The following is a 25,254-nucleotide window of genomic DNA, read 5'->3' on the forward strand; positions in this document are numbered from 1 at the left end:
TGCTACCCGTTTTCGTCATCAGGCTGCGGGGCGCAGACCGAACGCTGCCAGCTGCTCCATGCTGCCGTTGTGCTGGATCAGACGCGGGTCGTCCAGCGGCAGGCTGCGGCCGATTTCCCTCTCTATGATGGCTTTCAGGCGCGCCTGGTCGATCTGGCCATCAGCACCGATGGCTTCCTGCAGTTTTTCCGGCGCCATCGAGTATTGGTTGTCGGGCAGGTAGATCGCGCCGGTGGCGAAGTCGATGCCGAAGGCGATCAGCCCGGGAATGACATAGAACAGCAGGCCGACGGCATTGAGCACGGCGATGGCTGGGTCGATGCGGCCTTCGATCTGGCCACGGCGATCCGGATAGAACAGCGTGCCGCAAGCGGTCAGCTGGGTGAACAGGGAAACGGCCAACACGCCGCCGATGATTCGGTTACGAGTACGCATAAAGACCTCCTGGAAAAGTGGCGCAACTATACAAGGGCTGGATGATGTTTTCTCGACATCAGACCATGCCAAATGCTCGGGTGTTCGGTGGGTTGGGTGTCGCCCGCCATCGGCTTTACCCAGGCCTTACCCTGGCTTGACGATCAGTTGAGCGGACCGGGCAGATAATCGCGCTGCGAATCCATCCCATCCCGGAGGTCAATCATGTCCTGCTCACTGCCGCGCATGGCGCTCGGCGCGTGTCTCTCACTCTGCATCGCATCGACAACGTTTGCCGCTCCACCCGGACCGGGACCGGGCCCAGGTATCCACCGAGCGCCAGGCGGACCAGGGCCTTACCACGCGCCGGGGCCACGTCATGGTCATGGCCTGCCACCCGGGGCGCGGGAGATCTGGATCGGCAGCATGCTGTATTTCATGGCCGCCGGGACCTACTACCTGTGGAACGCCGAGCGCAATGTCTACGAGCCGGTCAGCCAGCCTCCGCTGCCGACCAGCGAAGCCACGCGATATGATGTCATCGCCTATCCGGCCAAGGGCCAGAGTGCCGAGCAGCAAAGCCGCGACCGCTACGAATGCCACACCTGGGCTGTGAGTCAGAGCGGGTTCGACCCGGCCAGCGCGCAATCGGCGCCGGCGGCAAGCGTCGCCGATACCTATAAACGCGGCCTCGGCGCCTGCCTGACCGGACGCGGCTACAGCGTCAACTGATGCGCCCAGTTTAGGGCGGACGCTTCAGTTGTTGAGTCGTCAGCCCTAAACGAGTACCCATGAATTCCCTACCGATCGACGAAGTCCTGCCGGCGTTGCGCCAGGCGCTACAAACGCGTGACGAGGCCGTGCTCGAAGCGCCGCCCGGCGCCGGCAAGACCACCCGCGTGCCGCTGGCGCTGCTCGGCGAAGCCTGGCTGACGGGGCAGTCCATCGTCATGCTCGAACCGCGCCGGCTCGCCGCCCGCGCTGCGGCCGAGCGGTTGGCCAGCGAGCTGGGTGAGCGGGTTGGTGAGACGGTCGGTTACCGCATCCGCCTGGACAGCAAGGTCGGCCCGAACACCCGCATTGAAGTCGTCACCGAGGGCATCCTTGCGCGGCGGCTGCAGGACGACCCGGCGCTGGAAGGCGTCGGCCTGGTGATCTTCGATGAATTTCACGAGCGCAGCCTGGACGCCGACCTGGCCCTGGCGTTGACGCTCAACGCGCGGCAGCTGCTGCGCGACGAGCCGCTGAAGCTGCTGCTGATGTCGGCAACGCTGGAGGGGCAACGTCTGTCGGCGTTGCTCGACGATGCGCCGGTGCTGCGCAGCGAAGGGCGCATGCATCCGGTCAAGCAGCGTTGGGGTCGCGCCGTTGCTTCGGGCGAGCGCATCGAGCCGCGCGTGGTGCAGACGGTGCTGCAGGCGCTGGAAGACGAGCCGGGCAGCGTACTGGTGTTCCTGCCGGGGCAGGGCGAGATCCGCCGGGTCAACGAGGCGCTCGCCGATCAGCTGTCAGGACGTAGCGACATCCTGCTCTGCCCGCTGCATGGAGAGCTGGAACTGGCGCAGCAGCGCGCGGCCATCGAGCCGGCCCCAGCAGGCAAACGCAAGGTGGTGCTGGCGACCAACATCGCCGAAACCAGCCTGACCATCGAAGGCGTGCGCGTGGTAGTGGATGCCGGCCTGGCACGGGTGCCGCGCTTCGATCCCGGTACCGGCATGACGCGCCTCGAGACCCGACGCATATCCCGCGCCTCGGCCACGCAGCGCGCGGGTCGCGCCGGGCGTCTGGAGCCAGGGGTGTGCTATCGGCTGTGGTCCGAAGAGCAGCACGCTCAGCTGGCGGCCTATGGCGAGGCGGAAATCCTCCAGGCGGATCTCGCCGGTGTCGCGCTGCAGCTGGCGCGCTGGGGTGTCGAACCGGGCGAGCTGGCCTGGCTCGACCGTCCGCCAGCGGCGGCTTATGCCCAGTCCCAAGCCCTGCTCGAACGCCTCGGCGCGCTGCTGCGCAATGATCACGGCGGCTGGCAGCTGACCCGCCACGGCCAGGCCATGGCCGAGCTACCGACACATCCGCGCCTGGCGCATATGCTGCTGCGCGGCCAGGCCATGGGCATGGCTGCGCTGGCTGCCGATATTGCGGCGTTGTTGGTCGAGCGCGATCTCCAGCGCGGCGGCCAGCGCGACGGTGCCGATCTCGCCTTGCGCCTGCATCAGCTGCAGGATGGTCGCGGCGCTGGGGTGCAGCGCGTGCGCCAGCTGGCTCGGCAATTCCGCGGCCTGCTGCGCAGTGCCTCGACGGCTGCCACCGCCGAGTTTGACGAGCAGCACGCCCTGGCGTTGCTGCTCGCCTTCGCCTATCCAGACCGGGTCGCCCGGCAACGTCGGGAAGGTGGCGGTGGCTATCGCCTGGCCAATGGTCGCGCAGCATTGTTCGGTGAGCCGGACCCGCTGATGAAGGAGAGCTGGCTGGTGATCGCCGAGTTGGGTAGCCATCAGGGCCAGCGCGAGGAGCGCATCTACCGCGCCGTGGCGCTGGACCCGATGCTGTTCGATGGTCCGCTGGCCGAGCAGGTCGCCTTGCATGACGAGCTGGAATGGGACGAGCGTGAGGGTGTGCTGCGTGCCGAGCGACAGCGCCGGGTCGGCGAGCTGGTGCTGAGTAGTGAGCCGCTGCCCTCGCTTGACGCAGAGGCGCGCGGTCGCGCATTGCTCGGTCTGGTGCGACGCAAGGGTCTGGAGCTGCTGCCCTGGACACCGGAGCTGCGCCAGTGGCAGGCGCGTATCGGCCTGCTGCGTCAGCTCGATCTGACTTCCGCTAATGACAGCGAATGGCCGGACGTCAGCGATGCCGCGCTGCTGGAGCGGCTGGAAGACTGGTTGCTGCCCTATCTGGACAAGGTTACGCGGCTGGCGCACTTCGCCCAGCTCGATCTTGCCGGGATGCTCGGCACACTGCTGCCCTGGCCGCTGCCGCAGCGCTTGGAGGAGCAGGCGCCGATGGCGATAACGGTGCCATCCGGGTCACGCATTCGCCTCGACTACAGCGAGCAGCCGCCGGTGCTGGCGGTGCGCTTGCAGGAACTGTTCGGTCTGGCCGACACCCCGCGCATCGCCGGCGGCCGGCAGGTCGTCAAGCTGCACCTGCTCTCGCCGGCGCGCCGCCCGGTGCAGGTCACCCAGGATCTGGCGAGTTTCTGGGCGAACACCTACGCCGAGGTAAAGAAGGATCTGAAGGGGCGTTATCCCAAGCATTACTGGCCGGATGACCCGCTGATCGCCGAGCCCACCGCGCGAGCAAAGCCACGCGGACAGTAGGCTCAGTCCGATGGCAGGCTGAGGTCCTCGCCCGCCGTACGCAGCGCTTCGTAGGCCTCGTCCAGTGCGGTCACGACGGCCTCGGCGTCGCGCGCATGTCGCGAAACGATGAAGTGAATCGGCACCTGGGCCAGACGCTGGTAGGGCAGCGCATCCATCTGTAGCCGTTGCCGGGCCTGCTCTACCGGGATCTGGTAATCGAGCAGGAAGTCGCCGCGGTTGCGGCGCAGCATTTCCACGGCAGAAAGATGATTGCTGGTGCGCAGCAGGCGCAGGTTGAGTTGAGGATCGTCGAGCAGTGCATTGACGTTCGGCCAGTAGCTGTAGCCGCCGATCAGAATCAGCGATCTGCCAGCAAGATCTTGCGGAATCCGCGGCGCTGGGGTGCCTGTGCGGTGGTACAGATTGAGGTTGATCTGGCTGAGGGTATGTCGACCCTCCAGCGTATGCGCTGCCAGTTCTGGCTTGCCTCGGGCGCCGGGCCAGAGATCGATGCTGCCATTCTCAAGCGCCGCATACAGCCGCGCGCTGGGCAATGGGCGGAAGCGCACGCCATAACCAGCCTGGCGCGCTACACGGCGGGTCAGTTCAGCCAGCTCGCCGCGTGCCGTGCTGTGAGCGTCGGTGTAGATGGCAGGGGCGAACTCGTAATAGCCAATATTGAGAATTCGCTGCGGAACGGGGTCGGCCATGGCGACGGCAGGGGCGCCCAGGACCGCAGCCAGGGCTAGATAAGTAAGTGCTTTCAATGGATCGATCGCTGCCTTGCGCTGTTCCGGCAAGGATGCGCAGGCGATGCCCGGTTGTCCATGCGCCATCTTGTTGCGGTGTGAGGAATGTCTGCCTATATCGACCTATGCTCAGAGCAACAGGTGAAGAATGCGCCAATCAGGAGAACGGCATGCAGCGCAAGGTATTCGATCGCAAGGTGTTCGACCGCAAGCTGGTGGTGATCACCGGAGGCTGCGCCGGCATCGGCCGCGCGCTGGCGGTGCGCATGGCACAGGCGGGGGCGCGGCTGGTGATCTTCGATCTGCAACAGGATGCCCTGGACGGGCTGGTGCAGCACCTGGCGGACCACCACAACGCCGAGGCGCTGGGTCTGTGTTGTGACGTCAGCGATGCCGAGGCGGTGCAGCGTGCAGTGGCGCTGGTGGTGGAGCGCTACGGTGGTATCGATGTGCTGATCAACAACGCCGGCATCACCCATCGCAGCCCGGTGGCCAGCACCAGCCTGGCGGTGTTCCAGCGGGTCATGGCAGTCAACTTCTACGGCGCGCTGCATTGCACCCAGGCCGCGCTGCCCAGCCTGGTCGCCCGCGGTGGGCAGATCATCGTGCTCAGCTCACTGTCGCAATACGCCCCGGTGCCCAATCGCGCGGCCTACAACGCCAGCAAACATGCATTGCACGGCTTGTTCGAAACGCTGCGCGGCGAGCTGAGTGATACCGAAGTGAGCGTCATGCTGGTGTGTCCCGGCTATACCGCCACGGACCTGCGCAAACATGTGCTGGTCGGCGATGGCTCCACGGCGCCTTCTCCGGTGCTGGATATCGGTCGGGTAGCCTCGGCGCAGGACGTGGCCGAAGCGATCTATCAGGGCGCCTTGCGCCGCAAGCGCCTGCTGGTGCTATCCAATCTCGACTGGAAGGCCCGACTGCTGGCCCGCTGCTTCCCGCGGCTGTACCAGAACCTGCTGTTGCCGCGGCTGCTGGGCAGCCGCGCGTCGTGACCTGCCTCGACTAGCCTGGCGTGCCGTAAAGCTGCTGCATCAGCGCGGCGTCCCAATACGCCGCCTCGACCTTATGCCCGTCCAGGTCGCGTACGAAACAACCGTAGTAGGGCTCGCCGTACTCGGGCCGCGGGCCGGGCGCGCCTTCGTCAATGCCGCCGGCTGCTATCGCGGCACGGTGAAAGGCGTCCACCGCGGCCTGATCGGCGGCAAAGAAGCCCACATGCGTGCCGTTGCCCACCGACGCGGTGCCGCCATCGAATGGCCGCTGAATCCAGAACTCGGGATATTCGCGGCCCCAGGAGACCGCGCCGGGGTGTTCCAGGATGCGCTTGCAACCGAGGGTAGCGAGCACCTGGTCATAGAAGGCGACCGCTTCGTCGAAGCGATTGCTGCCCAGAGAAATGTGCGAAAGGATGCTTGGGTTCTGCTCAGCCATGGCGCTGTCTCCTGATGTGGCCGGAGCAAGCCTAGCAGGCTCTGCGGACCTCGCCTGAACCCCGGTCGGAAGGCGGCTCAGTCGTTGTCCGGCTGGCGCGTCGGCGGCGCGGTGCAGAGCATGAAGCAGCGGAACAGCATGATCGTTGGCAGCAATTGCAGCAGGCCGACAACGGCATCCAGCAGCATTGCTGGCAACAGCGGCGGCGTCTGTTCGGCGAATAGTTGAGCGGCGATCCAGACTTCGAGCATCCAGATCGGCAACAGCACGGTCATCACGCAGGCGAGTATCAGCAGGAAATGTCCGCGGGTGAGGACGAAACTCTCCTTCAGCGCTGCCAACGGCGACAGGCCGCGCAGTACCAGCAGGTACTCGGCGAACGCGATCCTGACCATCACCCAGATGCCGGGCAGCACGAACAGCGAGGCACCGAGCAGGATCAGCAGCGAGCCGAGTCCGGAGAGCACCGCAAGCGCCGGCCACAGTGGCAGGGCCCGGGCATAGACCGCGCGCAGCGCCGGGTCATGGCCCCGGCTGCGTGCGTCCAGATAGAGGATCAGCGCGCCAACGTACAGCGGGTAGAAGATCAGGCCCACCAGCAGGTCCAGGGCGGGCGGTGCATCCTTGCCGAGCGAGTGCTCGAGCGCCAGGCGGGCGATGCTTTCGAGCAGGATCAGCGGCAGGCAGAGCCGGACGATGGTCAGGAAGTGGCGGGAGTAGAAGAACCAGGCGTCGCGCAGGATGGCAAGAACGTTCATTGCAGACCGAAGGTGAGGGATCGTTTCGGGGCGCCACTGTAACGGATGCGGCAAGGGCGGGACATGCGCGATTTCGCCGTCCATACTGTTCGCCCTTTCCAGACTCGGGCTGCCGCGTGAAGAAGATCGCCCTGTTCGCCGATGTGCAGAACCTTTATTACACCGTGCGTCAGGCCCATGGCTGCCACTTCAACTATGCGGCGCTGTGGGCCGACGTCAGCCGCCGCGGCACCATCGTCGAAGCCTATGCCTATGCCATCGAGCGCGGCGATGCGCGCCAGCAGCAGTTCCAGCAGATCCTGCGCAATCTGGGTTTCACGGTGAAGCTCAAGCCCTATATCCAGCGCAGCGACGGCTCGGCCAAGGGCGACTGGGACGTGGGCATCACCATCGACGTGCTGGACGCAGCGGCACGGGTCGACGAGGTGGTGCTGGCTTCCGGCGACGGCGACTTCGACCTGCTGCTCGAACGGGTGCGGGCCGGTGGCGCTGAAGCGACCGCCTATGGCGTGCCGGGGCTCACCGCGCAATCGCTGATCCGCGCCGCAACGCGTTACGTGCCGATCGAGGGTGATCTGCTGTTGCGCTGAGTATGGGAGGAGGTGGTCGAGGCGTTGGCTGGTGGAAAATGCTTCGCAGTTTTCCACCCTACGGGCGCGCCAGACGTAGGGTGGATGACGCTCCACCCATCCACCAAAACGACGTCAGGCTTTGCCGAGCGCCGCAAGCCGCTTGCGTACGGCCGCTTCGATGCCGGCGGCATCCAGGCCGCACTCGGCGAGCATTTCGCTGGGTTTGGCGTGTTCGACGTAGTAGTCCGGCAGGCCCAGATGCAGCATCGGTTTGAGGACGCTTTCCCCAGTCAGGAACTCGGCCACCGCGCTGCCGGCGCCGCCCATGATGCTGTTCTCCTCGACTGTCACCAGCAGCTCGTGACTGCCCGCCAGTTCGCGTAGCAGGGCTTCGTCCAGCGGTTTGACGAAACGCATGTCGACCACCGTGGCATCCAGCTTTTCGCCGACCAGCAGCGCCTCGGGCAACTGCACGCCGAACACGAGCAGCGCCACCTTGCTGCCCTGACGGCGCACCACGGCCTTGCCGATCTCCAGCGGTTCCAGCCCGGGTTCGATGGCTGCGTTGGGGCCGCTGCCGCGCGGGTAGCGCACGGCCGCCGGGCCTTCGAAGTGGTAGCCGGTGGTGAGCATGCGGCGCATCTCGTTCTCGTCGCTGGGCGTCATCACCAGCATGCCGGGGATGCAGCGCAGGTAGGACAGATCGAAGCTGCCAGCGTGGGTCGGGCCGTCTTCGCCGACCAGTCCGGCGCGGTCGATGGCGAACAGCACGTCGAGGTTCTGCACCGCGACGTCGTGGATCAGCTGATCGTAGGCGCGCTGGAGGAAGGTCGAATAGATCGCCACCACCGGCTTCATGCCTTCGCAGGCCATGCCGGCCGCCAGCGTCACCGCGTGTTGCTCGGCGATGGCGACATCGAAGTAACGCTGCGGGTAGCGCTCACTGAAGGCCACCAGGTCCGAACCTTCCTTCATCGCCGGGGTGATGCCGGTCAGGCGCGGGTCGGCGGCGGCCATGTCGCACAGCCACTGGCCAAACACGTTGGAGTACTTCGGCCCGGAGGGCTTCTTTGGCGCCGGCGGCGCACCGACCGGTTCCAGCTTGCTGATCGCATGCCAGGTAATCGGGTCGGCCTCGGCCGGGGCAAAGCCCTTGCCCTTCTTCGTCACTACATGGAGGAACTGCGGGCCGTCGAGGTCGCGCATGTTGCGCAGGGTGGCGATCAGCGTCGGCAGGTCGTGGCCATCGATGGGACCGATGTAGTTCCAGCCCAGCTCCTCGAACAGCGTGCCCGGCACCAGCATGCCCTTGGCGTATTCCTCGGTGCGGCGGGCGATTTCCCAGGCGCCCGGCAGGCGCGAGAGGATCTTCTTGCTGCCTTCGCGCATGCTCGAATAGGTGCGGCTGGAGAGGATCTTGGCCAGGTAGTTGGACAGCCCGCCGACGTTGCGCGAGATCGACATGTCGTTGTCGTTAAGCACCACCAGCATGTTGGCGCCGACTTCCGGGGCGTGGTTGAGCGCCTCGAAGGCCATGCCGGCGGTGAGTGCGCCATCACCGATCACCGCGATGGACTTGCGCTGCTCGCCTTTCAGACGGGCGGCGACCGCCATGCCCAGGGCGGCGCTGATCGAGGTACTGGAATGACCGACGCCGAAGGTGTCGTACTCGCTCTCTGAGCGGCGCGGGAAGGCGGCCAGGCCGTCCTTCTGACGCAGCGTGGCCATGCGCTCGCGGCGCCCGGTGAGGATCTTGTGCGGATAGGCCTGATGGCCGACGTCCCACACCAGCCGGTCATCCGGCGTGTCGTAGACGTAATGCAGGGCGATGGTCAGTTCGATCACGCCGAGGCCGGCGCCGAAGTGCCCGCCAGTGTGGCCGACGCTGTACAACAGCTCCTGGCGCAATTCGTTGGCAAGCTCTTCGAGTTCCGCCTCGCCCAGTCGGCGCAGCTGTTCGGGGGTCGCCGCTCGGTCAAGAACGGGCGTCGCGGGGCGAACCCGAGGAATCTCGTGAAAAGTCTTGGGCATCAGGCGGATCATTGTTGTTGAAAAAAGAGCGGCAGTTTACCCGAAGGGTCCTTCGATAAGAACGGCCCTGGGTCCGGTACGGGTTTGACTGCTAATTCAGCGAAAGGCTCAGTTGCGTCGTTCGACGATGTAGCGCGCCAGCTCGCGCAGCGGCTCGGCGGCGATATCGAACGGGCGCAGCGCGTGCAGCGCCTGGTCGCGCAGCTCCAGTGCGTAGGCCTTGGCCGCGTCCATGCCGAGCAGTGCCGGGTAGGTCGGCTTGTCCCTTGCGATGTCGGCGCCCTGGTGCTTGCCCAGGGTCACGGTGTCGCTTTCGACGTCGAGAATGTCGTCCTGGACCTGAAAGGCCAGGCCGATGGCGCGGGCGTACTGGCTCAGCGAGGCGAGGTTGTCGGCGTCGGCGCGGCCACTGGCGAGGGCGCCGAGCTGCACGCTGGCTTCGATCAGTGCGCCGGTCTTGTGCCGGTGCATCAGTTCCAGCGCGTCGCGATCGAGCTTGAGGCCGACCGAACCGAGGTCGATGGCCTGGCCGCCGACCATGCCCGCCGGCCCTGCGGCGCGGGCCAGCACGGCGAACATGCGCAGGCGCAGCGCGGCGTCCTGCGGATTGCGCTTGGCCTCGGCCATGGCCTCGAAGGCCAGGCTCTGCAGGCCGTCGCCGGCGAGGATGGCGCAGGCCTCGTCGAACGCCTTGTGCGTGGTCGGCTGGCCGCGGCGCAGGTCGTCGTCGTCCATGGCCGGCAGGTCGTCGTGCACCAGCGAGTAGGCGTGGATCAGTTCGACGGCACAGGCGGCGCCGTCGGCGTCTGCCTTGTCGCCATTGAGTGCTTCGCAGGCGGCATAGACGAGCAGCGGGCGGACGCGCTTGCCGCCGTTCATCACGCTGTAGCGCATGGCCTGATAGAGGCGGTCGAGCTGCGGCAGTGGCGGTATGAAGAGGGTTTCGAGGCAGCCGTCGACGCGCTGCTGACAGCTTTTCTGGTAGTCGCCGATCATCATGCTTCGGGGTCCGACTCGAACGGGGCTTCCTGCAGGCTGCCGTCGCGTTCCAGCAGGATCTGTACCTTTTGCTCGGCCTGGCTCAGCGCCGCCTGGCAGTCCCGGGTCAGGCCGATGCCCTGTTCGAAGCAGGTCAGCGAATCTTCCAGCGACAGCTCGCCGCTTTCCAGGCGTTCCACCAGCTGTTGCAGCTCGGCAAGGGATTGTTCGAAATCGAGTGCGGCTTTCTTGCGGGCCATGGCGGGAACCTGTCGTCGGCGGCGAGTCGGAAACGGGCGCGACATTAGCAAAGAAACGCCCGCGGCAGCCACAAGGTTCGTCGGTGTGATGTGTATCAACCTGCGTAGGCTGGCGGGACGCCCGCCGTCCCGCGTAGCCGCTCAGTGATCCAGCTCGCGCAGCCGCCTTTCCCGTTCGGCAAGCGTCAGCTTTGGGCAGCTGTCGCAGAGCTCGCCGTCGGCGCGGCGGAAGTGCTGACAGCAGGCCTTGCGCTGCAAGCCGAGACGGGTGCCGCCATCGCCCAGCTGCACCGCCAGCAGGCCGCTGGCGCCGCGCATGGCGCAGGCATCCAGCCAGGCATCGGCGCGCCGGCACAGTTGCAGGTTGCCGCAACCGTCGAGGCGCTGGCTATGCAGCAGTGCGGCCATGACGCAATCGGCCGCCAGCCGCTGCGCCAGCTTGAGATGCAGGCCGAGCAACGCGCCGCAGGCCGCGTGGGCCTGGGCGCAGAACTGGCGGATCTGCTGCCCGGCGTGGCGCAGCATGCGTTGCGCGTCGGTATGCAGCGGCTGGTGGGCTGGCAGGCAGAAACCGGCGACGAAACCTTGCTGCATACCTTGCGCGATACCGTCCAGTTCGGGTGACTGGCCGTCGAGTTGCACAGCCAGCACCTGCAGATAGATGGGCTGCCAGACCAATAGCGTCCAGCAGCGCGCCGCCCAGTAGTGCCGGCCCGCTTCCGGATGCGCCGCCTGCCAGTGCGCCAGCAGGGCGGCCAGCGACTGCGGGCGATCCAGCATCAGCTCGTCGGGTCGTGGCGAGCCAACCCGTCCGTCCAGTCCGGGCAGGGCGTTGCGCACCCGCAACAGCAGGTCGTTCAGCGCCTCGTCATCCGCCCATTGGGTTTCAGCGTTCCGGCGCATAGGGCGCGACGGGGTTTTTAAGGGTGCCGGCGAACTTCAGCGCACCGGCCGGATCGGCCAGGTCGAGCATCTGCCGGTTGTTGCCCAGTTGCAGACGGTTCAGGCAGGAGCGGGCGAATTCCTCGACGAACAGGTCGTAGCGGGCGAACTTGTCGCGCAGCTGCGGCTGGCGGGCCTGATAGTCGGCGATGCAGTCGGCCACCTGTTGCCAGAAACGCTGCTCCGGCAGGCCGACCTGCTCATCGAGGATTTGACCCAGATAGCGGAAGAAGCCGTCGAACACGTCGGTGAAGATCGACAGCACCTTGAGTTCGTCGGGCACCGATACCGCCAGGCGACCTACGGCCTCGGGAATCTGCGCGTCGGCATCGAGAATCACCGCTTCCTCGCCGATGTCCTTCATCAGCACACGCACCGGTACATGGTCTTCCAGCACCAGGATCAGGTTCTCGCCATGCGGCATGAACACCAGGTCGTGGGCGTAGAAGCAGTGCAGCAATGGCGTCAGGTAGGCGTTGAGATAGCGGCGCAGCCAGCGGTCGGCGGTCAGGCCGGAGGCGCCGATCAGCGTCGGCAGCAGGGCGCGTTCTTCGCCGTCGCTGTGCAGCAGCGCGGCCATGGTCATCAGCCGCTGGCCGGATTGAATGTGGCCATAGGGGCTTTCCCGCCAGAGCGCCGAGAGCATCTTGCGATAAGGACTGCTGGCCGATAGTGCCTGCTCGTAATACGGATTGCGATAGCCGATCGCCGCGACTTCGCGCAGCAGCTGGAAGCCGCAGTCGCGCAGCAGCGGGTCGCTGGCCACGCGCTCGGCGAGGTAGGCGTTGATCGCGGGCGTCGCCTGCATGTAGTACGGCGACAGCCCACGCATAAAGCCCATGTTGAGGATCGACAGGGCGGTCTTTACGTAGCGCCGCTGTGGCTGGCTCTGGTTGAAGAAGGTGCGGATCGACTGCTGTGCGAGGTAGCGGTCATTGCTCAGACCGAGATAGACGATCTGCCGGTTGGCGATCTCGGCGGCGAAGCCGATGGCGAGGATGTTGTGCCACTGCCAGGGGTGCGCGGGCATCAGCAGGTAGTCGTCGGGGTCAAGCTGCCGCGCTCGCAGCTGGCTATGAAACACGTCGAGCTGACCACCCAGCTCCTCGCGCAGCAGGGTCGGCTGGTCGAGCCCGTCGATGGCGCTGTAGCTGGCGCGGCTGCGGTGCACGGCAAGCCAGACCAGACGCACCGGGCTAGCCGCTTCCGGCGCGTAGGCGCGGTAATCCTGGGCATCGAAGCCCATCCGTCCGTTGTTGGCAACGAAGCCCGGGTGGCCTTCGCGCATGCCTGTCTCGATCTGCTGGAAATCCGCCAGGGCCAGCTGGGCGGCGCTCAGCGGGCTGTTGGCGAGCTTGTAGGCGCTGCCGAACAGGGTGCTGCTGATCTCGTCGAGGTAGACCGGCAGGTTGTTTTCCGAGATGCCCAGGGTGTCGGCGAACTCGATGATGAAGCTCAGCGCGTCCAGTGGCTGTTGCTGGCCATCGCTGAGCTTCTCGATGGAGTCGGTAACGATGGACCAGTGATCGAGCGCCAGCCGTCGCGCCTTGAAGCGGTACTCGGTCGAGCTGTCCGGCACTGCGACGCGGTAGTGGCTTTCGCCCAGCGGCTCGGGGCTGAACAGCTTCTCGTGGCTGAACTCGGCCAGGGCTTTCTTCAGCAGCAGACGATTGGCGCGGGCCCAATGTTCGGCCTGCAGGTGTTCGGTGGCCAGGTCGCCGGCGGCGGTTGGTAGGTGCACGAGCTGATTCATTGCGGATTCTCCTGAAGGGTGGCGAGGAACTGCGCGCGGGTGCAGAACGCCAGGCAGGCATCCTTTTCCGGTAGCTGCAGCAAGCGCTGGTAGACGAAGCCGACGCGCTGGTTCAAGGCATGCACCTTGGCGTTGCGCGCATCTGGCTCGACGACGATGCGCCGCGCGAACGGGTCGGCGAACTGGTAGGCGAGGATGCTGCGCATGACTTCCAGGCTGAAGCCGTGCACGGGCTTTTCGCAGGGTGCGAGCAGCAGGTGCATGCCGCGGTCGCCGGGGCGCACCTGGTAGTGATCGGCGAGGCGGTCATGGGCTGGGTGATAGCCCTCGAACAGGAACGCGGGCTCGCCGTTGCACATGCCGAGGGCAATGTCGCGATGGCTGCTGTGCTGGATCTCGTCGACGTAATTGGCCAGCTGCGCCAGGCTCAAATGGCCCATGCCCCAGAAGCGCGCGTAGTCGCGGCGCAGCCAGTCGTGCAGCAGCGGCAGATGCTCGGCCTGCACGGTCTCGAAATGCATGGCGCCGAGCCTGCAGTAGCGAACGAAGCGCGGACCATCCGCGCGGGAAAGAGCGGTATTCATGATTTGGCTCCACAGAGAGGCGCGCTGACTGGTGCTGAAACCAGCAGCCAGCGCAGTACGCAGGCGGTGAGAACGAGGCCGAGGGCGGACAGGAAGAACGGCGCGGCGAGGCCGGCATCGCGCACCACCAGCCCGGCCAGCCAGGAGGCGGCGAGCACGCCGAGGTTCTGGAAGATGTTGATCAGGCTGTAGTCGCGGCCGTAGTGCTCCGGCCTGCTGAGGGCGAACAATCGTGCATCCAGCGCGACGGTGAGCTGGAACAGCGCCCAGCCGAACAGCATCCGGCCGGCGAGCACCGTTGGCATCTGCTCGATGCCTTGCAGTGCCAGTCCGGCCGCGCCCAGCAGCAGCCAAGCGGTCAGTCGCTGGCCGGCGTGGTAGTGCAGGGCCAGGGCTAGCAGCGCCAGCATTCCGGGAATGGCGTAGACCAGGCCGGTGATCCAGCTGGCTTGTGGTCCGCCAAGCTGTTCCCAGTACAGCGTGAAGAACGGCCGCGCCAGGTAGATGCAGAAGTAGAACGCCAGCATCAGCAGGCACAGCCGGGCGATTGCCAGGTGCTCCCCGCGCGGCCGTGGTGGCGTGCTTGCATCGACCCGGGTTGGCTGCGGCGCATGGCGCAACAGCAGCAGGCTGACGGCCATCTGCACGAAATCCATCAGCCCCATCAGTACAAACATCCGCGCCGGGCTGAGGTAATGCAGCACCCCGCCGCCCAGCGTCGCGCCGGCAATCGCACCCAGATGCACCACCACCGAGAGCAGGCCGATGGTGCGCACCTGCTGGTCGGCGCCCACCAGTCCCATCACGTAGGGGTACATCAGCAGGTAGCTGGCCTTGAAGGCGATCATCGTCAGCGACACCGGCCAGAACAGCCATTGTTGCTCGATCGCCGCGCAGGCCAGCGCCAGCAGCCCAGCCATCAACTGGCCGAAGATCAGCAGGCGCAGCGGATGCGCATGTCTGGACAGGCGCACCCACAGCGGCAAGGCGAGCATCGCCACCAGGCACACCGCGGCCAGGTACAGCCCGACCTGCTCGCTGCGCAACTCGCCGAAACGCTCGGCGAAGTACTGCGGGTAGAACGGCATCAGCAGGCTGTCGCCGAGCACCGCCAGCAGCGTCATGCCGATCAGCGCGCGTCGCAGCGTCATCGCGCCGCCACCGCGCCCTGCGGTGTCAGCGGTTGCGGCAGGCTGAACTGCTGGAAGGCGATCTTCGTTTCCACCGCGTAGTGCTCGCGCCCGCAGATCTCGCGCAGGATTGAGGCGTTGCGGTAGCAGCCCATGCCGAGATCCGGCGTGACCAGGCCGTGATCGACCATCCCGGCGTTCTGTACGAAGACCTCGCCGCCGTTGCGGTCGATGCTGTAGTTGCGCGCCACGGCGAAGCGTTCCGGTGCCTGCCAGGCGATACGCTCGGCGATCGGCTGGATGCAGCGCGGCAGGCGGTACTGATACCCGCTGGCCATGACCAGCGCATCGCAGCGGTGACGATAACTCTGCTCCAGTTCGTGCTGGAAGAATTCCAGCTCCAGCGTGCCATCGCCCAGGCGCTGGCAGCGGCGCAGCTCGGCGTTGGTCAGCAGCTGAGTCGGTACCTCGCCCTTGAGGCTCTGGTTGTACAGCTCGTCGTAGATGGCGTTGATCAGGGTGGCATTGATGCCCTTGTACAGGCCCTTCTGGCTGTCGATGAGCTTTTCCCGGGTGCTGCGCGGCAGGCTGTGGAAGTAGTCGATGTACTCCGGACTGGTCATCTCCAGGGTCAGCTTGGTGTATTCCAGCGGGAAGAAGCGCGGCGCGCGGGTGATCCAGTTCAGCTGGTAGTCATGGCGGTCGATCTCCTGTAACAGGTCGTAGTAGATCTCTGCCGCGCTCTGGCCGCTGCCGACCACGGTGATCGAGCGCTTGCCCTGCAGGCGTGGCTTGTCCTGCAGGTAGTTGCCGCTGTGGCTGACGTGCTCGGCCAGTGCCTCGCAGCAGGTCGGCAGATAGGGCGTGGTGCCGGTACCGAGCACCAGGCGGCGGGTGAGGAACTCGAAGCTCTCGCCGCTACGCGTGTGCACGCCGCGCACCCGATAGCAGCGGCGCTCGTCGAGGTAGTCGACCTGCTGGACGAAGTGCTCGAAGCGCAGGCTGTCGAGCTGCTCGACCACCCACTGGCAGTACTGGTTGTACTCGCGGCGCATCAGGAAGAAGTCTTCCTTGATGTAGAAGGCGTACAGCCGCCCGACCTGCTTGGCGTAGTTGAGAAAGCTGAAGCGGCTGGTGGGGTCGGCCAGGGTCACCAGATCGGCCATGAACGGCGTCTGCAGGGTGGCGCTGTCGAGCATCATGCCGGGATGCCAGCTGAAGCCCTCGGCGCGGTCGAGGAACAGACACTCGAGCCCGTCGATGGGCTCGGCCAGGCAGGCCAGACCGAGGTTGAACGGGCCGATGCCGATACCGATGAAGTCATACATCTTGTCCATGTGCGATCTCCTTACTGGTTGGCGGCGGTGGGTAGGTCGTCGAGCAGGCGGGTGCCGTGGCCACGAATCAGCTCGACGATGGCGCGCAGGTCGTCCAGCGTGGTTTCCGGGTTGAGCAGGGTGAACTTGAGGTGTTGCCGACCCTCGACCACGGTGGCGGCAATGACCGCTGCGCCGGAGCGGAAGATCGCCTTGCGGATCTCGCGGTTGATCGCATCCAGGCGCTCGTTCGCCACGCCCGGGGCGACGAAGCGGAACACCAGCGTGCTCAGGCGCGGGGTGAAGACCTCGAAGGCCGGGTCGTCGGCAACTAGGCGATAGGTATCGGCGGCGCGGTCAATGACCTCCTCGAACATCGCGCCGATGTGCTCGGCACCGAGGATGCGCAGGGTCAGCCAGAGCTTCAGTGCGTCGAAGCGGCGGGTGGTCTGGATGCTCTTGTTGACCAGGTTCGGCGTGCCCTCGCTGGTCTGGCTGCGCGGGTTGAGGTAGTCGGCGTGGTGGGTGATGTAACTCAGGTGCTGACGCTGGCGAACGAAGAAACCGCTGCAGCTGACCGGCTGGAAGAACGACTTGTGATAGTCGACGGTGACTGAGTCGGCATGTTCGATGCCGGCCAGCCAGTCGCGGTAGCGCGGTGCGACCAGCAGACCGCCGCCATAGGCGGCGTCCACGTGCAGCCAGACGCCGTAGTGCTGGCACAGCGCGGCGATTTCCGGCAACGGATCGATGCTGCCGAAGTCGGTGGTGCCGGCGGTGGCGACTACGGCCATGGGCAGCTCGCCCAGACGTTGGCAGTCGGCCAGGGCCTGGGCCAGCGCCGGCACGCTCATGCACTGGGTGTTGTCAGTTTCGATGCTGCGCACGGCGTCGTAGCCCAGACCCAGCAGCGCGGCGGATTTCTGCACGCTGAAGTGACTGGCGCGGGAGGCGAAGATGCGCAGCCCGGTGGCCTCGGCCGGTAGGCCGTGACGCAGGTTGCCGCCGTGGTCGGGCAGGCGGTTGCAGACGTGCTCGCGGGCCAGCAGCAGGCCCATCAGGTTCGATTGGGTGCCGCCGCTGGTGAACACGCCGTCGGCTTGGCTGCCGAGACCGATGCGCGCGCAGGTCCAGTCGATCAGGCGCTGTTCGATCAACGTGCCGCCGGCGCTCTGGTCCCAGGTGTCCAGCGAGGAATTGAGCGACGACACCAGCACTTCGGCCAGCAGTGCCGGCAGCACCACCGGGCAGTTGAGGTGGGCAACGTAGCGCGGATGGTGGAAGTACACCGCGTCGCGCAGATAGAGCTGATCCAGCTCGCGCAGCGCGGCGCCGGCGTCGCCCAGCGGGCGCTCCAGATCGACGCGTTCGAAATCGGCGGCCAGTTCCTGCGGAAGGATGCCGCTGAACGGCTGCTGCTGACGCTGCAGGCACTGCTGCACCAGGTTCAGCCCCTGCTGCAGGAGCTGGCGGTAGTCATCGTGATTGCTGCGGGTGAACAGCCCGTTGCTGACGGGGCCTGGGGCGAAGGGCACTACGGTACTGGACGGGGTCATGCACATTCCTCGGGCCGAGCGCGGCCGCGACCCGGTACGGGCCGTTTTCGCGGTTTCGGTGGTTTCTTGTCTGGCGGCGGGGCCGCACGAAGCATCTGCGAGGATGCTGGTTAATCGAGAATTACTCTCAATTGCGCAAGGGCACAGGCAAGACGAATCAGCACGGAAAAACCATTACGGCGGCGAAGAAAAAAGTTACGGCCGCTCCAGTCGCTGGCGCGCCTTGGCCAGCTGTGCGATCACGGTGTTCACCGAAATGCCCAGACGCTCGGCGATCTCCGCCTGGCTGAGTCCTTCCAGCCGCGCCAGTTCGAATACCTCGCGGCAACGCGGCGGTAGGTCATCGAGCTGGCGCAGCACGCACTGCAGCGCGCACTGGTTTTCCACCAGCCCGCAAGGGTCGGCCTGGACCGCTTCGATGAGTTCCAGTGGACACTCGTCCGATGCACCGAGCAGGGCGCGATGGCGCAGGGCATCACGCAAGAGGTTGGTGGCGATGCGAAAGAGATAGGCCTTGGGGTTGTCGAGACGCTGCTCGGGCATGACCTGGGCGAGCTTCAGCCAGGCGTCCTGGGCCAGATCTTCGGCCAGCGCGCGGCAGCCGCCGACACGGGTCAGGTGCGCGACCAGTTGCTGGCGATGGTGGACATAACACTGCAGGCAGGAATCGGGGATCTTGTTGTTATTGCGCATGGGGGCGTGCCGCCAGAGGGGGCAACGAAACTAGCGCAATTGATAACGCTTCGCAATTGCAGGCGGATTGCCGTCATGCCTCCCGCCTTGCCGCCGATCACGCGTCCAGCGGTAGCTGCAGGTTGATCGTCCGGCCGTTCTGCTGCAGCCGGCACTGCGCTGCTGGTTGCGGTCGCGCATAGTGGAAGCCCTGCAGGCTGGGGCAGCCGTTGAGACGCAGGAAGGCCGCCTGGCGCTCATTCTCGACCCCTTCGGCAACCACGTGCAGGCCGAGGTGGCTGGCCATGGTGAGGATGCCACGCACCAGCGCGACCGACTCTTCGCTATCCGGCAATCCGCTGACGAACTCGCGATCGATCTTGATGCCGTCGAAGCGGAAGCGCTGCAGGTAGGTCAGCGAGGCATAGCCGGTGCCGAAGTCATCGAGCAGCAGCGGCAGCCCGGCCGCCTTCAGGCGGGTGAGCGTCTGCTGCACATGTTCGTCCGCTTCGAGCAGTGCGCTTTCGGTGATCTCCAGCTCGAGCATGCTGGCCGAGGCGCCTTCTTCTTCGAGGATCGCCAGCAGACTGCCGGCCAGGTCGGCCTGGCGGAAATCCAGTGGTGACAGGTTGACTGCAATGCGCAGCGAATAACCCATGGCGTGCCAACGGCAAGCCTGGCGGCAGGCTTCACGGAATACCCAGCGCGTCGCTTCGATGATCATGCCGCTCTCTTCGAGTACCGGGATGAACTCGCCGGGTGGCACCAGTCCGCGCTCCGGAGAGTCCCAGCGCAGCAGTGCCTCCATGACTTCCGGCTCGCCCTGGGCGTTGACCTGGGCCTGGTAGTGCAGGACGAACTCCTCGCGATCCAGCGCACGGCGCAATGCTTGTTCGAGTTCCCGTCGACTGGCAGCGGCCTCGCTGAGCGAGCCGCTGTAGACCACCGTGCAGTTGCGTCCGGCGTCCTTGGCCGCATACAGCGCAAGATCCACCTGCTTGAGCAGGTCTGTGGGGCTGTGCCGGCCGTCGCTGACGGTGATGCCGATGCTGGGGCTGACGAAACATTCGTACTGGCCGATGCGCACCGGTGGCTGGAAGCCGTCGATGATGCGTCGGGCCAGGTTTTCCGCGCTGATGATGTCGTTGCCAGCGAGCAGCAGCATGAACTCGTCACCGCCAGTTCGCGATAGCAGCGCGTGCTCTGGCATCAGCCGGCCGAGTCGATCGCCAACTTGCACCAGCAGCTTGTCGCCGATTTCGTGGCCGAGGCTGTCGTTGATGCGTTTGAAATGGTCCAGATCCAGGTAAAGCAAGGTCAGTGGCAGCTGCGCCGATAGCAGCTGCTCCAGGCGCTGCATCAGGTAGTTGCGATTGGCTAGCTGAGTCAGCGGATCGAAGTGGGCGAGAAAGCGCAGGCGCTGCTCTGCGCGCAGCCGGTCGCTGATGTCACGCAAAAGCACCAGGAAACGTTGTTCGCCGTAGCGCTGGAAGGGCGTGCAGCTGATCTCCAGTGGCACCTCCTGGTCATTGCAGCGGCCGGTCAGCTCGAGTGTGGTATTGGCCGGGGTGCTGCGCAGGCGTGCTGTGGCATCGCTCTCCACCAGGCGGTCGTTCGGCAGGTTGTCGAGAAGCTCCTCAGGGGTACAGCCGAACAGCGCGGAGGCCGCTGGATTGGCTTGCAGTACGCGCAGCTCCTGATCGACCACCAGCATGCCGATTGGCGCCGTGTCGACCAGCTCGCGGAACAGTCGCTCGCTTTCGCCGAGCGCCAGTTGGCGGTCATGAAGCTGGTTCATCATGTGGCTGAGGGTGACGGCGAGCTTGCCGATCTCGTCGCGACCGCTCACCGCTGGCGGCTGAGGCTGCTGATCGAGGGCGAACTGGCGTGCGGCCTGATCGATGCGGGCCAGACGGCGGGTCAGTAGCCGCCCGTAGAGCCGGTTGAGGATCAGACCGAGCAAGATCAGCAGGGCCAGGGTCTGCGCCAGATAGAACCAGGCGTCGCGCTTGGTTTGCGCGAGTACCGGGGCGAAGTCGTACTCCACCAACAGCGCCTCGCGCAGTGGCGTGCCATCCTCGGCGACGCGGTCGAGCGGGAAGATCGCCAACTGATGATCGGCCTTTTCGCCGGTCCAGCTGGGGCGCCCGCTGGCGACGAGCGCCTTGAGTTCTGCGGCGCTGATCAGGTCCAGCCGTTCCGGCAGCAGGCCGAGGCGAGTCGCCGCGATCACTGCGAGCTCATGGTCGATCACCATCGCCCAGCGCACGCCTTCCAGGCTGGCGAGGTCAGCCAGCTCGGTTTCCAGTTCGGCGGTGCGGCCCAGGCGTCGGTGGTCGCTGAGGCTGCTCTGCAGCAGCGCCAGATGCTGGTAGGTGTGGCTGCGCCAGTCGGTCAGTGTTTCCTCGATCCGGGTCGGCAGATGCCATACGGTCAGCAGGATGGTGAACAGCAGGCCGAACAGCCCGAGCAGCAGCGGCAGTGACCTACGCAGCGATAGTCTGGTCAGCATCCAAGCACCTCGCAGCGGGGCAGCAGCCCATAGTGGCGTGTTTCGTTGAGCAGGTGTTTTTCCGCCATGTACTGGCCCATGCGCTCGATGCTCTGCGCCAGCTGCCCACCGTCGAACCAGGCGCGGTTGACACTGGCGTCGCCCATCAGGAGCCCACCCAGCGTTACGTCCAGCGTGTCGCTCGTCAGGCCCAGGCGGGCCTGGAGACGTGGGTCGGTCGCGGTGCGATTTTCCCGCCACGTGATCAGCGCGTCGAACCAGAGTGCTCGGAGGCGCCTGCGCTGCTCTGGGCTGACCCTGCGGCGATCAACCACCAGCACATCGACGATTTCCCCAGGCAGCTGTCGACTGTCGAAGATGCGCCGCGCGCCCTTGGCCTCCAGGGCGGGACCTTCCGAGGCGAAAGTGATCACTGCATCGACACGGTCGCTGCTGAAGGCTTCGAGCTGCTCATGGATAGGCAGGCTGACGACGTGCAGGTCACTGATGTCCAGTTGTGCATGGTCCAGTACGCGCGAAAGCAGATAGGCACCCAGTGCCGTGTTCTCCACGCCGATCCGGCGGTCTGCGAGTTCGGTGATACTGGTCACGGGTGCCCGGGCGAACACCGCGTCGGCGCCCACGGAGACATCGGCAATCAGGATGATCTCCAGATCGAGATCGGCGGCGCTGTGCTGCAAGGCGAGCGTTTCGTCGAGCGTCAGCAGCGCAGCATCGAGCATGCCGCTGCGAAAGCCACGCAACACGCCAGTGGTGGTCGGGTACTCGACCAGACGAATACCGCTGGGCGCCGTCCAGCCGAGATCGTCCGCCAGGTAGAGCGGCGCATAGCCAAGCCAGCGATTGCCCCCCACCCTAATTGCTTCCGGGTCAGGTTGGCAGCCAAGCAAGGCGACTAACAGCAGTAGGACAGTCGTGCAGCGGATCATGCGATTTCTCCGCAATATCTGTTAGCCACCATAGCGGAACCGTACGGTCACGGGAATCCCTGCTAAAGAAGTGGATATTCACTCGCCGGATATACGCGAATATGGATCAATCGGGACGTGCCGACGTGTCTGGCGGTCGCCACTGGGCGTCTGGTAGCTTCATGGATACGAACTTCGCGTAGGACGCGACGGAGACAGCTTGAATCGCAAGGCAGGACTACTGGCAGCTCTTATCCTCGCGCTTACATTGGTGCCCATGTGGAGCGTTGTTCTCGACGAGATCAAGCATCAGCGGCGCGCGACGGTGGAGGCCGCCCGTAACGATGCGATGAACCTGGCAACCGCGTTCGAAGCGCATGTGCACAGCGCGATCAGGCTGATGGATATCGTGCTGTTGGACATGCGTGAAGACGTGCTCGAGCACTCCGACTTTCAACAGTACGTGCACGAGGAGTTGCAGGCCTACGGAAGCTTCGTTACGCAGCTGGCGGTGATAGACAGGAACGGCTTGCTGGTTTTTTCCAATCTCGCGCCATCTGTCAAACCTGTGGACCTAAGCGATCGCGAGCATTTTCGCGTTCACCGCGACAATCCGCAGGAGGACCGCTTGTTCATCAGCAAGCCGGTATTGGGCCGGGTGTCGAAACAATGGACCATCCAGTTCACCCGGCCCATCCACCAGAATGGCGAGTTTGCCGGTGTGTTGGTCCTGTCTGTGCCAACCAGCTTCTTCGCCGACTATTACCAGCAGATCAACGTTGGCCCGAACGGCACCATCGCACTGGTGGGCACGGATCGCAGCTTGCGCGCCATCGCCTCCGGTACCCCAATCCCAGGCCGCTACGGTCGGTTCAAACTGCCTGAGGACAGACCTTATTTCGACCCGAAGGCGCCTGCACATGGCTATTACGAGGGCGTAAGTTCCATCGATGGCGACTATCGTCTGGGCGCCTATCGGCGTCTTCCTGCCGAGAGCGTTGTGGTTGTCGTGCTGCTGGCGCCCAAGGATTTCATGGCGTCCTTTCATGAACGCAAAGAACTGCTGATCGCCTCGGCAGGCATCATCTCGTTGCTGCTCTCGCTGGTTGCACTGTTGCTGTTTGTGCTGAGCAGTCGATATTTCCAGAGCACCGACAGACTGCGCCAGGCTCACGACCAGCTGGCGCAGCTGGCCAATACCGACGTGCTGACGGGCATTAGCAGCCGCCGTTCGTTCCTTGCGAGCCTGGAGGCGGAACTCACTCGGGCTCGCCGTCACAACGAGAGCCTGAGTCTGCTGATGCTCGACATCGACCATTTCAAACGCGTCAATGATGTACACGGCCATCCGATCGGCGACGCGGTGCTCAAGCAGTTCACCGCAACATGCGCCGGCATGCTTCGCGCTCACGATCTATTCGGCCGGCTCGGCGGTGAGGAGTTTGCCGTCGCACTGCCGCATACCGACACCGAGGGTGCTCTTAGCGTCGCCGAGAAAATCCGCACGGCCATCGAGCAAATGCCAATTGCGACATCCGTCGGCGATATCCATATCACCGTCAGCATCGGCTTAGCCCAGGCGGATGCCGGGGAACATGAGGTCGAACAGCTGATTGCGCGGGCGGACAAGGCGCTTTACGAGGCCAAGCACGGCGGCCGCAATCGGGTATGTGCGGCGGAGCCGCGACCGTTCGACTGCCCAAGTGCATAACCCGGTAGCTGAATTCAGCTCAACGATGAGCCGTTGGGCTGCAGCGCAGTGGCGTCAGGAGTAAATCGCAGGCAATAAAAAGCCGGCTTGTGGCCGGCGTTTTGACTCTTCAACTTATTGATATCAAAAGATAATATGAATCCTGCTTTCTCTATCCCCACACTTGTCCCCACATTTTCTTCGTGCGTAGCTCCATGGTTTCGCGAATCCAGTCCAGATCAACAATTAGTGGGGAGCGCCTTGGGCTGTACCGAATCGGACACAGGCTGACTAAGGCTCTTGATGAGATCAGCAATGGCAGGCGGATGAACAGGCTTTTGCTTGTACTGCGCGGCAAAATTTTCGATACCCCCTGGTCTGCCGAACATCCCGCTTAATCCGCCCACTATGAACAGAAGCGATAGCCCGAACGTGAAAGGCACTAGGATTAAGCCGAGGAATACGAATAGGCAGCCGCCTCCCACATCCTTGTTCTGCTCCCGGATTTTTGCCAGCGTCTGCGCATCGGGCTTGATGTAGAGGTTCTCATCCAGCCCCAGTATGTCGTGGGCGAACAGCTCTGTCTGGCCACGGCCGCACAGCGGCTTGCGAGCATCTTTGCTGTATTTGCCAAAGGCGCGCTGACGGGTGAAGTGCTCAAGCAGGGTTTGTTCGACGTCCCAGGCGTCTTCGCAATAGGTAAAGAAGAACTCTTGGTCAATCATCTTTTCATCGCCTTGCCCGCCGTAGGCGAGGCGTTCCTTGAGACTGGGCTTTTTGGTGTAGCCGAGTTTGTACAAAAGCCCACAGTTAGTCTTCAGGCGTGCGTAATACACATAGCCGGCCGGGTTTTTTGGCCGTTTGAACCACCGCCATAGGTTTTTGAACATCGCCAAGATCCGTCTCGAACAAAAGACCCAAGATTATGCGCTGAGGCGGTGGCGACGGCGATTGGTTGACGGCAGGCAAAGTGGTTAAAGCAGCGGATCACTTATAGGCGCAATGAGCCGAGCCCCCTCATTGCGCACGTTTCCGATTTCTCGTCCTACCGCATACCACTCAAACCCATCGACTCCCTCCCCATGTTCAAGCGCAAGCTCTTCAGCCTCGCCAGGCGCCAGTTCGGGGTCCATCCAGTGAGCGGCACATTCTCCGGAGAAAACCAGTGGCCTGCGGTCATGGATGTCGAGCATGCCGTCATCGCTGGAAGAGGTGATGATCACGAAACCATCGCCGTCTCGCGGTTCCAGCATACCGCCCCGTTGAAACTGGCCTATCGCCGCGAAGAACATCGGTTCACCACTACGCAGCGTTATGAAATAGGGCTGTTTGATCTTCGGGTTCCGCTCGTCCTTCTTCCATTCGAACCAACCGTCTGCCGGGACGATAGCGCGTCCTGTACCCCAGACATCACGAAAGAATTTTGATGTCGCAGCGGTCTCTACTCTGGCATTGATCGCCGGCGGTCTCTTTCCGTGCGCCCACCAAGGCGCATACCCCCAAGGCACCGGATCCATTCGGAGACCGTCCGCGTCTTGATGTAGGAGCTGAACGTTTGATCGGGGCGGCACGTTGTACCGCCCGATAGGTTCAGGGCTTGCGCCTCCGAGTAACGGCAACGGCAGTTGCGCACCAATCTTGTCTAGATACTCGTAAGCAATTCGGTACTGGGCGAAACGTCCACACATGATGC

Annotated in this window: 23 protein-coding genes; 5 read left to right on the forward strand and 18 right to left on the reverse strand. The window is 64.7% G+C overall.

The features are described from left to right. Nucleotides 1–18 precede the first annotated feature (18 nt). On the reverse strand, nt 19–435 hold the full coding sequence (pmcY, locus tag UIB01_RS02580) for a periplasmic Zn2+ metallochaperone PmcY (RefSeq protein ID WP_038656593.1): 417 nt from the start codon (nt 433–435) through the stop codon (nt 19–21). Nucleotides 436–840: 405 nt separating this feature from the next. Between pmcY and UIB01_RS23630 the strand changes: the two genes are divergently transcribed. Continuing rightward, nucleotides 841–1,146, forward strand: a complete 306-nt coding sequence (locus UIB01_RS23630; protein WP_080695042.1) for a hypothetical protein — start codon at nt 841–843, stop codon at nt 1,144–1,146. Between the two features lie 59 nt (nt 1,147–1,205). Further along, a complete protein-coding gene (gene hrpB, locus UIB01_RS02590) occupies nt 1,206–3,728 on the forward strand; it encodes an ATP-dependent helicase HrpB (RefSeq protein WP_038656597.1) in 2,523 nt (840 codons plus the stop codon). A 2-nt stretch (nt 3,729–3,730) separates the two neighbouring features. Here the strand turns inward: hrpB and UIB01_RS02595 are convergent, their stop codons facing one another. Next, nucleotides 3,731–4,546: a substrate-binding periplasmic protein gene (locus tag UIB01_RS02595; RefSeq protein ID WP_038656599.1), complete on the reverse strand. Its 816-nt coding sequence runs from the start codon at nt 4,544–4,546 to the stop codon at nt 3,731–3,733. 83 nt (nt 4,547–4,629) lie between these two features. Between UIB01_RS02595 and UIB01_RS02600 the strand changes: the two genes are divergently transcribed. After that, nucleotides 4,630–5,460, forward strand: coding sequence for an SDR family oxidoreductase (locus UIB01_RS02600; protein ID WP_038656601.1), 831 nt, complete (start codon nt 4,630–4,632; stop codon nt 5,458–5,460). A 10-nt stretch (nt 5,461–5,470) separates the two neighbouring features. Here UIB01_RS02600 and UIB01_RS02605 read toward each other — a convergent pair whose 3' ends face one another. Beyond that, the gene (locus UIB01_RS02605; protein ID WP_038656603.1) at nt 5,471–5,899 is read right to left on the reverse strand and encodes a VOC family protein; all 429 of its coding nucleotides are present in this window, start codon (nt 5,897–5,899) and stop codon (nt 5,471–5,473) included. 77 nt (nt 5,900–5,976) lie between these two features. Further along, nucleotides 5,977–6,657: a YciC family protein gene (locus UIB01_RS02610; RefSeq protein WP_038656606.1), complete on the reverse strand. Its 681-nt coding sequence runs from the start codon at nt 6,655–6,657 to the stop codon at nt 5,977–5,979. A gap of 116 nt (nt 6,658–6,773) precedes the next feature. On the opposite strand from UIB01_RS02610, the gene UIB01_RS02615 reads away from it, so the two are divergent. Then, a complete protein-coding gene (locus UIB01_RS02615) occupies nt 6,774–7,247 on the forward strand; it encodes a LabA-like NYN domain-containing protein (protein ID WP_038656609.1) in 474 nt (157 codons plus the stop codon). A 114-nt stretch (nt 7,248–7,361) separates the two neighbouring features. Here the strand turns inward: UIB01_RS02615 and dxs are convergent, their stop codons facing one another. The 12 genes from dxs to UIB01_RS02675 all read right to left on the reverse strand — a co-directional run bounded on the left by dxs (nt 7,362) and on the right by UIB01_RS02675 (nt 21,892). Continuing rightward, on the reverse strand, nt 7,362–9,260 hold the full coding sequence (gene dxs / locus UIB01_RS02620) for a 1-deoxy-D-xylulose-5-phosphate synthase (protein ID WP_038656611.1): 1,899 nt from the start codon (nt 9,258–9,260) through the stop codon (nt 7,362–7,364). 108 nt (nt 9,261–9,368) lie between these two features. Beyond that, a complete protein-coding gene (locus tag UIB01_RS02625; protein ID WP_038665337.1) occupies nt 9,369–10,256 on the reverse strand; it encodes a polyprenyl synthetase family protein in 888 nt (295 codons plus the stop codon). Next, nucleotides 10,256–10,498, reverse strand: coding sequence for an exodeoxyribonuclease VII small subunit (locus tag UIB01_RS02630; RefSeq protein WP_003283056.1), 243 nt, complete (start codon nt 10,496–10,498; stop codon nt 10,256–10,258). Before UIB01_RS02630 ends, UIB01_RS02625 begins: the two co-directional genes overlap by 1 nt. 141 nt (nt 10,499–10,639) lie before the next feature. Beyond that, entirely contained in the window at nt 10,640–11,401 is a 762-nt protein-coding gene (locus tag UIB01_RS02635) for a siderophore ferric iron reductase (RefSeq protein ID WP_038656613.1), read from the reverse strand. Further along, on the reverse strand, nt 11,385–13,193 hold the full coding sequence (locus UIB01_RS02640) for an IucA/IucC family protein (protein WP_038656615.1): 1,809 nt from the start codon (nt 13,191–13,193) through the stop codon (nt 11,385–11,387). The genes UIB01_RS02635 and UIB01_RS02640 overlap by 17 nt, the downstream gene beginning before the upstream one ends. After that, on the reverse strand, nt 13,190–13,777 hold the full coding sequence (locus tag UIB01_RS02645; RefSeq protein WP_038656617.1) for a GNAT family N-acetyltransferase: 588 nt from the start codon (nt 13,775–13,777) through the stop codon (nt 13,190–13,192). The genes UIB01_RS02640 and UIB01_RS02645 overlap by 4 nt, the downstream gene beginning before the upstream one ends. Next, the gene (locus UIB01_RS02650; protein WP_038656619.1) at nt 13,774–14,928 is read right to left on the reverse strand and encodes an MFS transporter; all 1,155 of its coding nucleotides are present in this window, start codon (nt 14,926–14,928) and stop codon (nt 13,774–13,776) included. The genes UIB01_RS02645 and UIB01_RS02650 overlap by 4 nt, the downstream gene beginning before the upstream one ends. Beyond that, on the reverse strand, nt 14,925–16,244 hold the full coding sequence (locus tag UIB01_RS02655; protein WP_038656621.1) for a lysine N(6)-hydroxylase/L-ornithine N(5)-oxygenase family protein: 1,320 nt from the start codon (nt 16,242–16,244) through the stop codon (nt 14,925–14,927). Before UIB01_RS02655 ends, UIB01_RS02650 begins: the two co-directional genes overlap by 4 nt. Nucleotides 16,245–16,255: 11 nt before the next feature. Further along, nucleotides 16,256–17,779, reverse strand: a complete 1,524-nt coding sequence (locus tag UIB01_RS02660) for a pyridoxal phosphate-dependent decarboxylase family protein (RefSeq protein ID WP_038656623.1) — start codon at nt 17,777–17,779, stop codon at nt 16,256–16,258. A gap of 195 nt (nt 17,780–17,974) precedes the next feature. Then, the gene (locus tag UIB01_RS02665; protein ID WP_038656625.1) at nt 17,975–18,472 is read right to left on the reverse strand and encodes an RNA polymerase sigma factor; all 498 of its coding nucleotides are present in this window, start codon (nt 18,470–18,472) and stop codon (nt 17,975–17,977) included. A 97-nt stretch (nt 18,473–18,569) separates the two neighbouring features. Continuing rightward, the gene (locus UIB01_RS02670) at nt 18,570–20,963 is read right to left on the reverse strand and encodes a putative bifunctional diguanylate cyclase/phosphodiesterase (protein ID WP_038656627.1); all 2,394 of its coding nucleotides are present in this window, start codon (nt 20,961–20,963) and stop codon (nt 18,570–18,572) included. After that, on the reverse strand, nt 20,957–21,892 hold the full coding sequence (locus UIB01_RS02675; protein ID WP_038656629.1) for an ABC transporter substrate-binding protein: 936 nt from the start codon (nt 21,890–21,892) through the stop codon (nt 20,957–20,959). Before UIB01_RS02675 ends, UIB01_RS02670 begins: the two co-directional genes overlap by 7 nt. Before the next feature lie 199 nt (nt 21,893–22,091). On the opposite strand from UIB01_RS02675, the gene UIB01_RS02680 reads away from it, so the two are divergent. Then, nucleotides 22,092–23,582: a sensor domain-containing diguanylate cyclase gene (locus UIB01_RS02680; RefSeq protein WP_038656631.1), complete on the forward strand. Its 1,491-nt coding sequence runs from the start codon at nt 22,092–22,094 to the stop codon at nt 23,580–23,582. 218 nt (nt 23,583–23,800) lie between these two features. On the opposite strand, the gene UIB01_RS02685 is transcribed toward UIB01_RS02680, so the two are convergent. Both UIB01_RS02685 and UIB01_RS02690 read right to left on the reverse strand, forming a co-directional pair. After that, nucleotides 23,801–24,451, reverse strand: a complete 651-nt coding sequence (locus UIB01_RS02685; RefSeq protein WP_038656633.1) for a GIY-YIG nuclease family protein — start codon at nt 24,449–24,451, stop codon at nt 23,801–23,803. Nucleotides 24,452–24,535: 84 nt separating this feature from the next. Next, nucleotides 24,536–25,249, reverse strand: a complete 714-nt coding sequence (locus tag UIB01_RS02690; protein ID WP_021206726.1) for an SOS response-associated peptidase family protein — start codon at nt 25,247–25,249, stop codon at nt 24,536–24,538. Between the last annotated feature and the right edge of the window lie 5 nt (nt 25,250–25,254).

Source organism: Stutzerimonas decontaminans, from assembly GCF_000661915.1.
Taxonomy (GTDB): Bacteria; Pseudomonadota; Gammaproteobacteria; order Pseudomonadales; family Pseudomonadaceae; genus Stutzerimonas; species Stutzerimonas decontaminans.

What these genes read in the sequence shown, in the direction of transcription:
- pmcY (WP_038656593.1), bottom strand. Translation starts at nt 435, where the DNA reads ATGCGTACTCGTAACCGAATCATCGGCGGCGTGTTGGCCGTTTCCCTG.
- UIB01_RS23630 (WP_080695042.1), top strand. Translation starts at nt 841, where the DNA reads ATGCTGTATTTCATGGCCGCCGGGACCTACTACCTGTGGAACGCCGAG.
- hrpB (WP_038656597.1), top strand. Translation starts at nt 1,206, where the DNA reads ATGAATTCCCTACCGATCGACGAAGTCCTGCCGGCGTTGCGCCAGGCG.
- UIB01_RS02595 (WP_038656599.1), bottom strand. Translation starts at nt 4,546, where the DNA reads ATGGCGCATGGACAACCGGGCATCGCCTGCGCATCCTTGCCGGAACAG.
- UIB01_RS02600 (WP_038656601.1), top strand. Translation starts at nt 4,630, where the DNA reads ATGCAGCGCAAGGTATTCGATCGCAAGGTGTTCGACCGCAAGCTGGTG.
- UIB01_RS02605 (WP_038656603.1), bottom strand. Translation starts at nt 5,899, where the DNA reads ATGGCTGAGCAGAACCCAAGCATCCTTTCGCACATTTCTCTGGGCAGC.
- UIB01_RS02610 (WP_038656606.1), bottom strand. Translation starts at nt 6,657, where the DNA reads ATGAACGTTCTTGCCATCCTGCGCGACGCCTGGTTCTTCTACTCCCGC.
- dxs (WP_038656611.1), bottom strand. Translation starts at nt 9,260, where the DNA reads ATGCCCAAGACTTTTCACGAGATTCCTCGGGTTCGCCCCGCGACGCCC.
- UIB01_RS02625 (WP_038665337.1), bottom strand. Translation starts at nt 10,256, where the DNA reads ATGATCGGCGACTACCAGAAAAGCTGTCAGCAGCGCGTCGACGGCTGC.
- UIB01_RS02630 (WP_003283056.1), bottom strand. Translation starts at nt 10,498, where the DNA reads ATGGCCCGCAAGAAAGCCGCACTCGATTTCGAACAATCCCTTGCCGAG.
- UIB01_RS02635 (WP_038656613.1), bottom strand. Translation starts at nt 11,401, where the DNA reads ATGCGCCGGAACGCTGAAACCCAATGGGCGGATGACGAGGCGCTGAAC.
- UIB01_RS02640 (WP_038656615.1), bottom strand. Translation starts at nt 13,193, where the DNA reads ATGAATCAGCTCGTGCACCTACCAACCGCCGCCGGCGACCTGGCCACC.
- UIB01_RS02645 (WP_038656617.1), bottom strand. Translation starts at nt 13,777, where the DNA reads ATGAATACCGCTCTTTCCCGCGCGGATGGTCCGCGCTTCGTTCGCTAC.
- UIB01_RS02650 (WP_038656619.1), bottom strand. Translation starts at nt 14,928, where the DNA reads ATGACGCTGCGACGCGCGCTGATCGGCATGACGCTGCTGGCGGTGCTC.
- UIB01_RS02655 (WP_038656621.1), bottom strand. Translation starts at nt 16,244, where the DNA reads ATGGACAAGATGTATGACTTCATCGGTATCGGCATCGGCCCGTTCAAC.
- UIB01_RS02660 (WP_038656623.1), bottom strand. Translation starts at nt 17,779, where the DNA reads ATGACCCCGTCCAGTACCGTAGTGCCCTTCGCCCCAGGCCCCGTCAGC.
- UIB01_RS02665 (WP_038656625.1), bottom strand. Translation starts at nt 18,472, where the DNA reads ATGCGCAATAACAACAAGATCCCCGATTCCTGCCTGCAGTGTTATGTC.
- UIB01_RS02670 (WP_038656627.1), bottom strand. Translation starts at nt 20,963, where the DNA reads ATGCTGACCAGACTATCGCTGCGTAGGTCACTGCCGCTGCTGCTCGGG.
- UIB01_RS02675 (WP_038656629.1), bottom strand. Translation starts at nt 21,892, where the DNA reads ATGATCCGCTGCACGACTGTCCTACTGCTGTTAGTCGCCTTGCTTGGC.
- UIB01_RS02685 (WP_038656633.1), bottom strand. Translation starts at nt 24,451, where the DNA reads ATGTTCAAAAACCTATGGCGGTGGTTCAAACGGCCAAAAAACCCGGCC.
- UIB01_RS02690 (WP_021206726.1), bottom strand. Translation starts at nt 25,249, where the DNA reads ATGTGTGGACGTTTCGCCCAGTACCGAATTGCTTACGAGTATCTAGAC.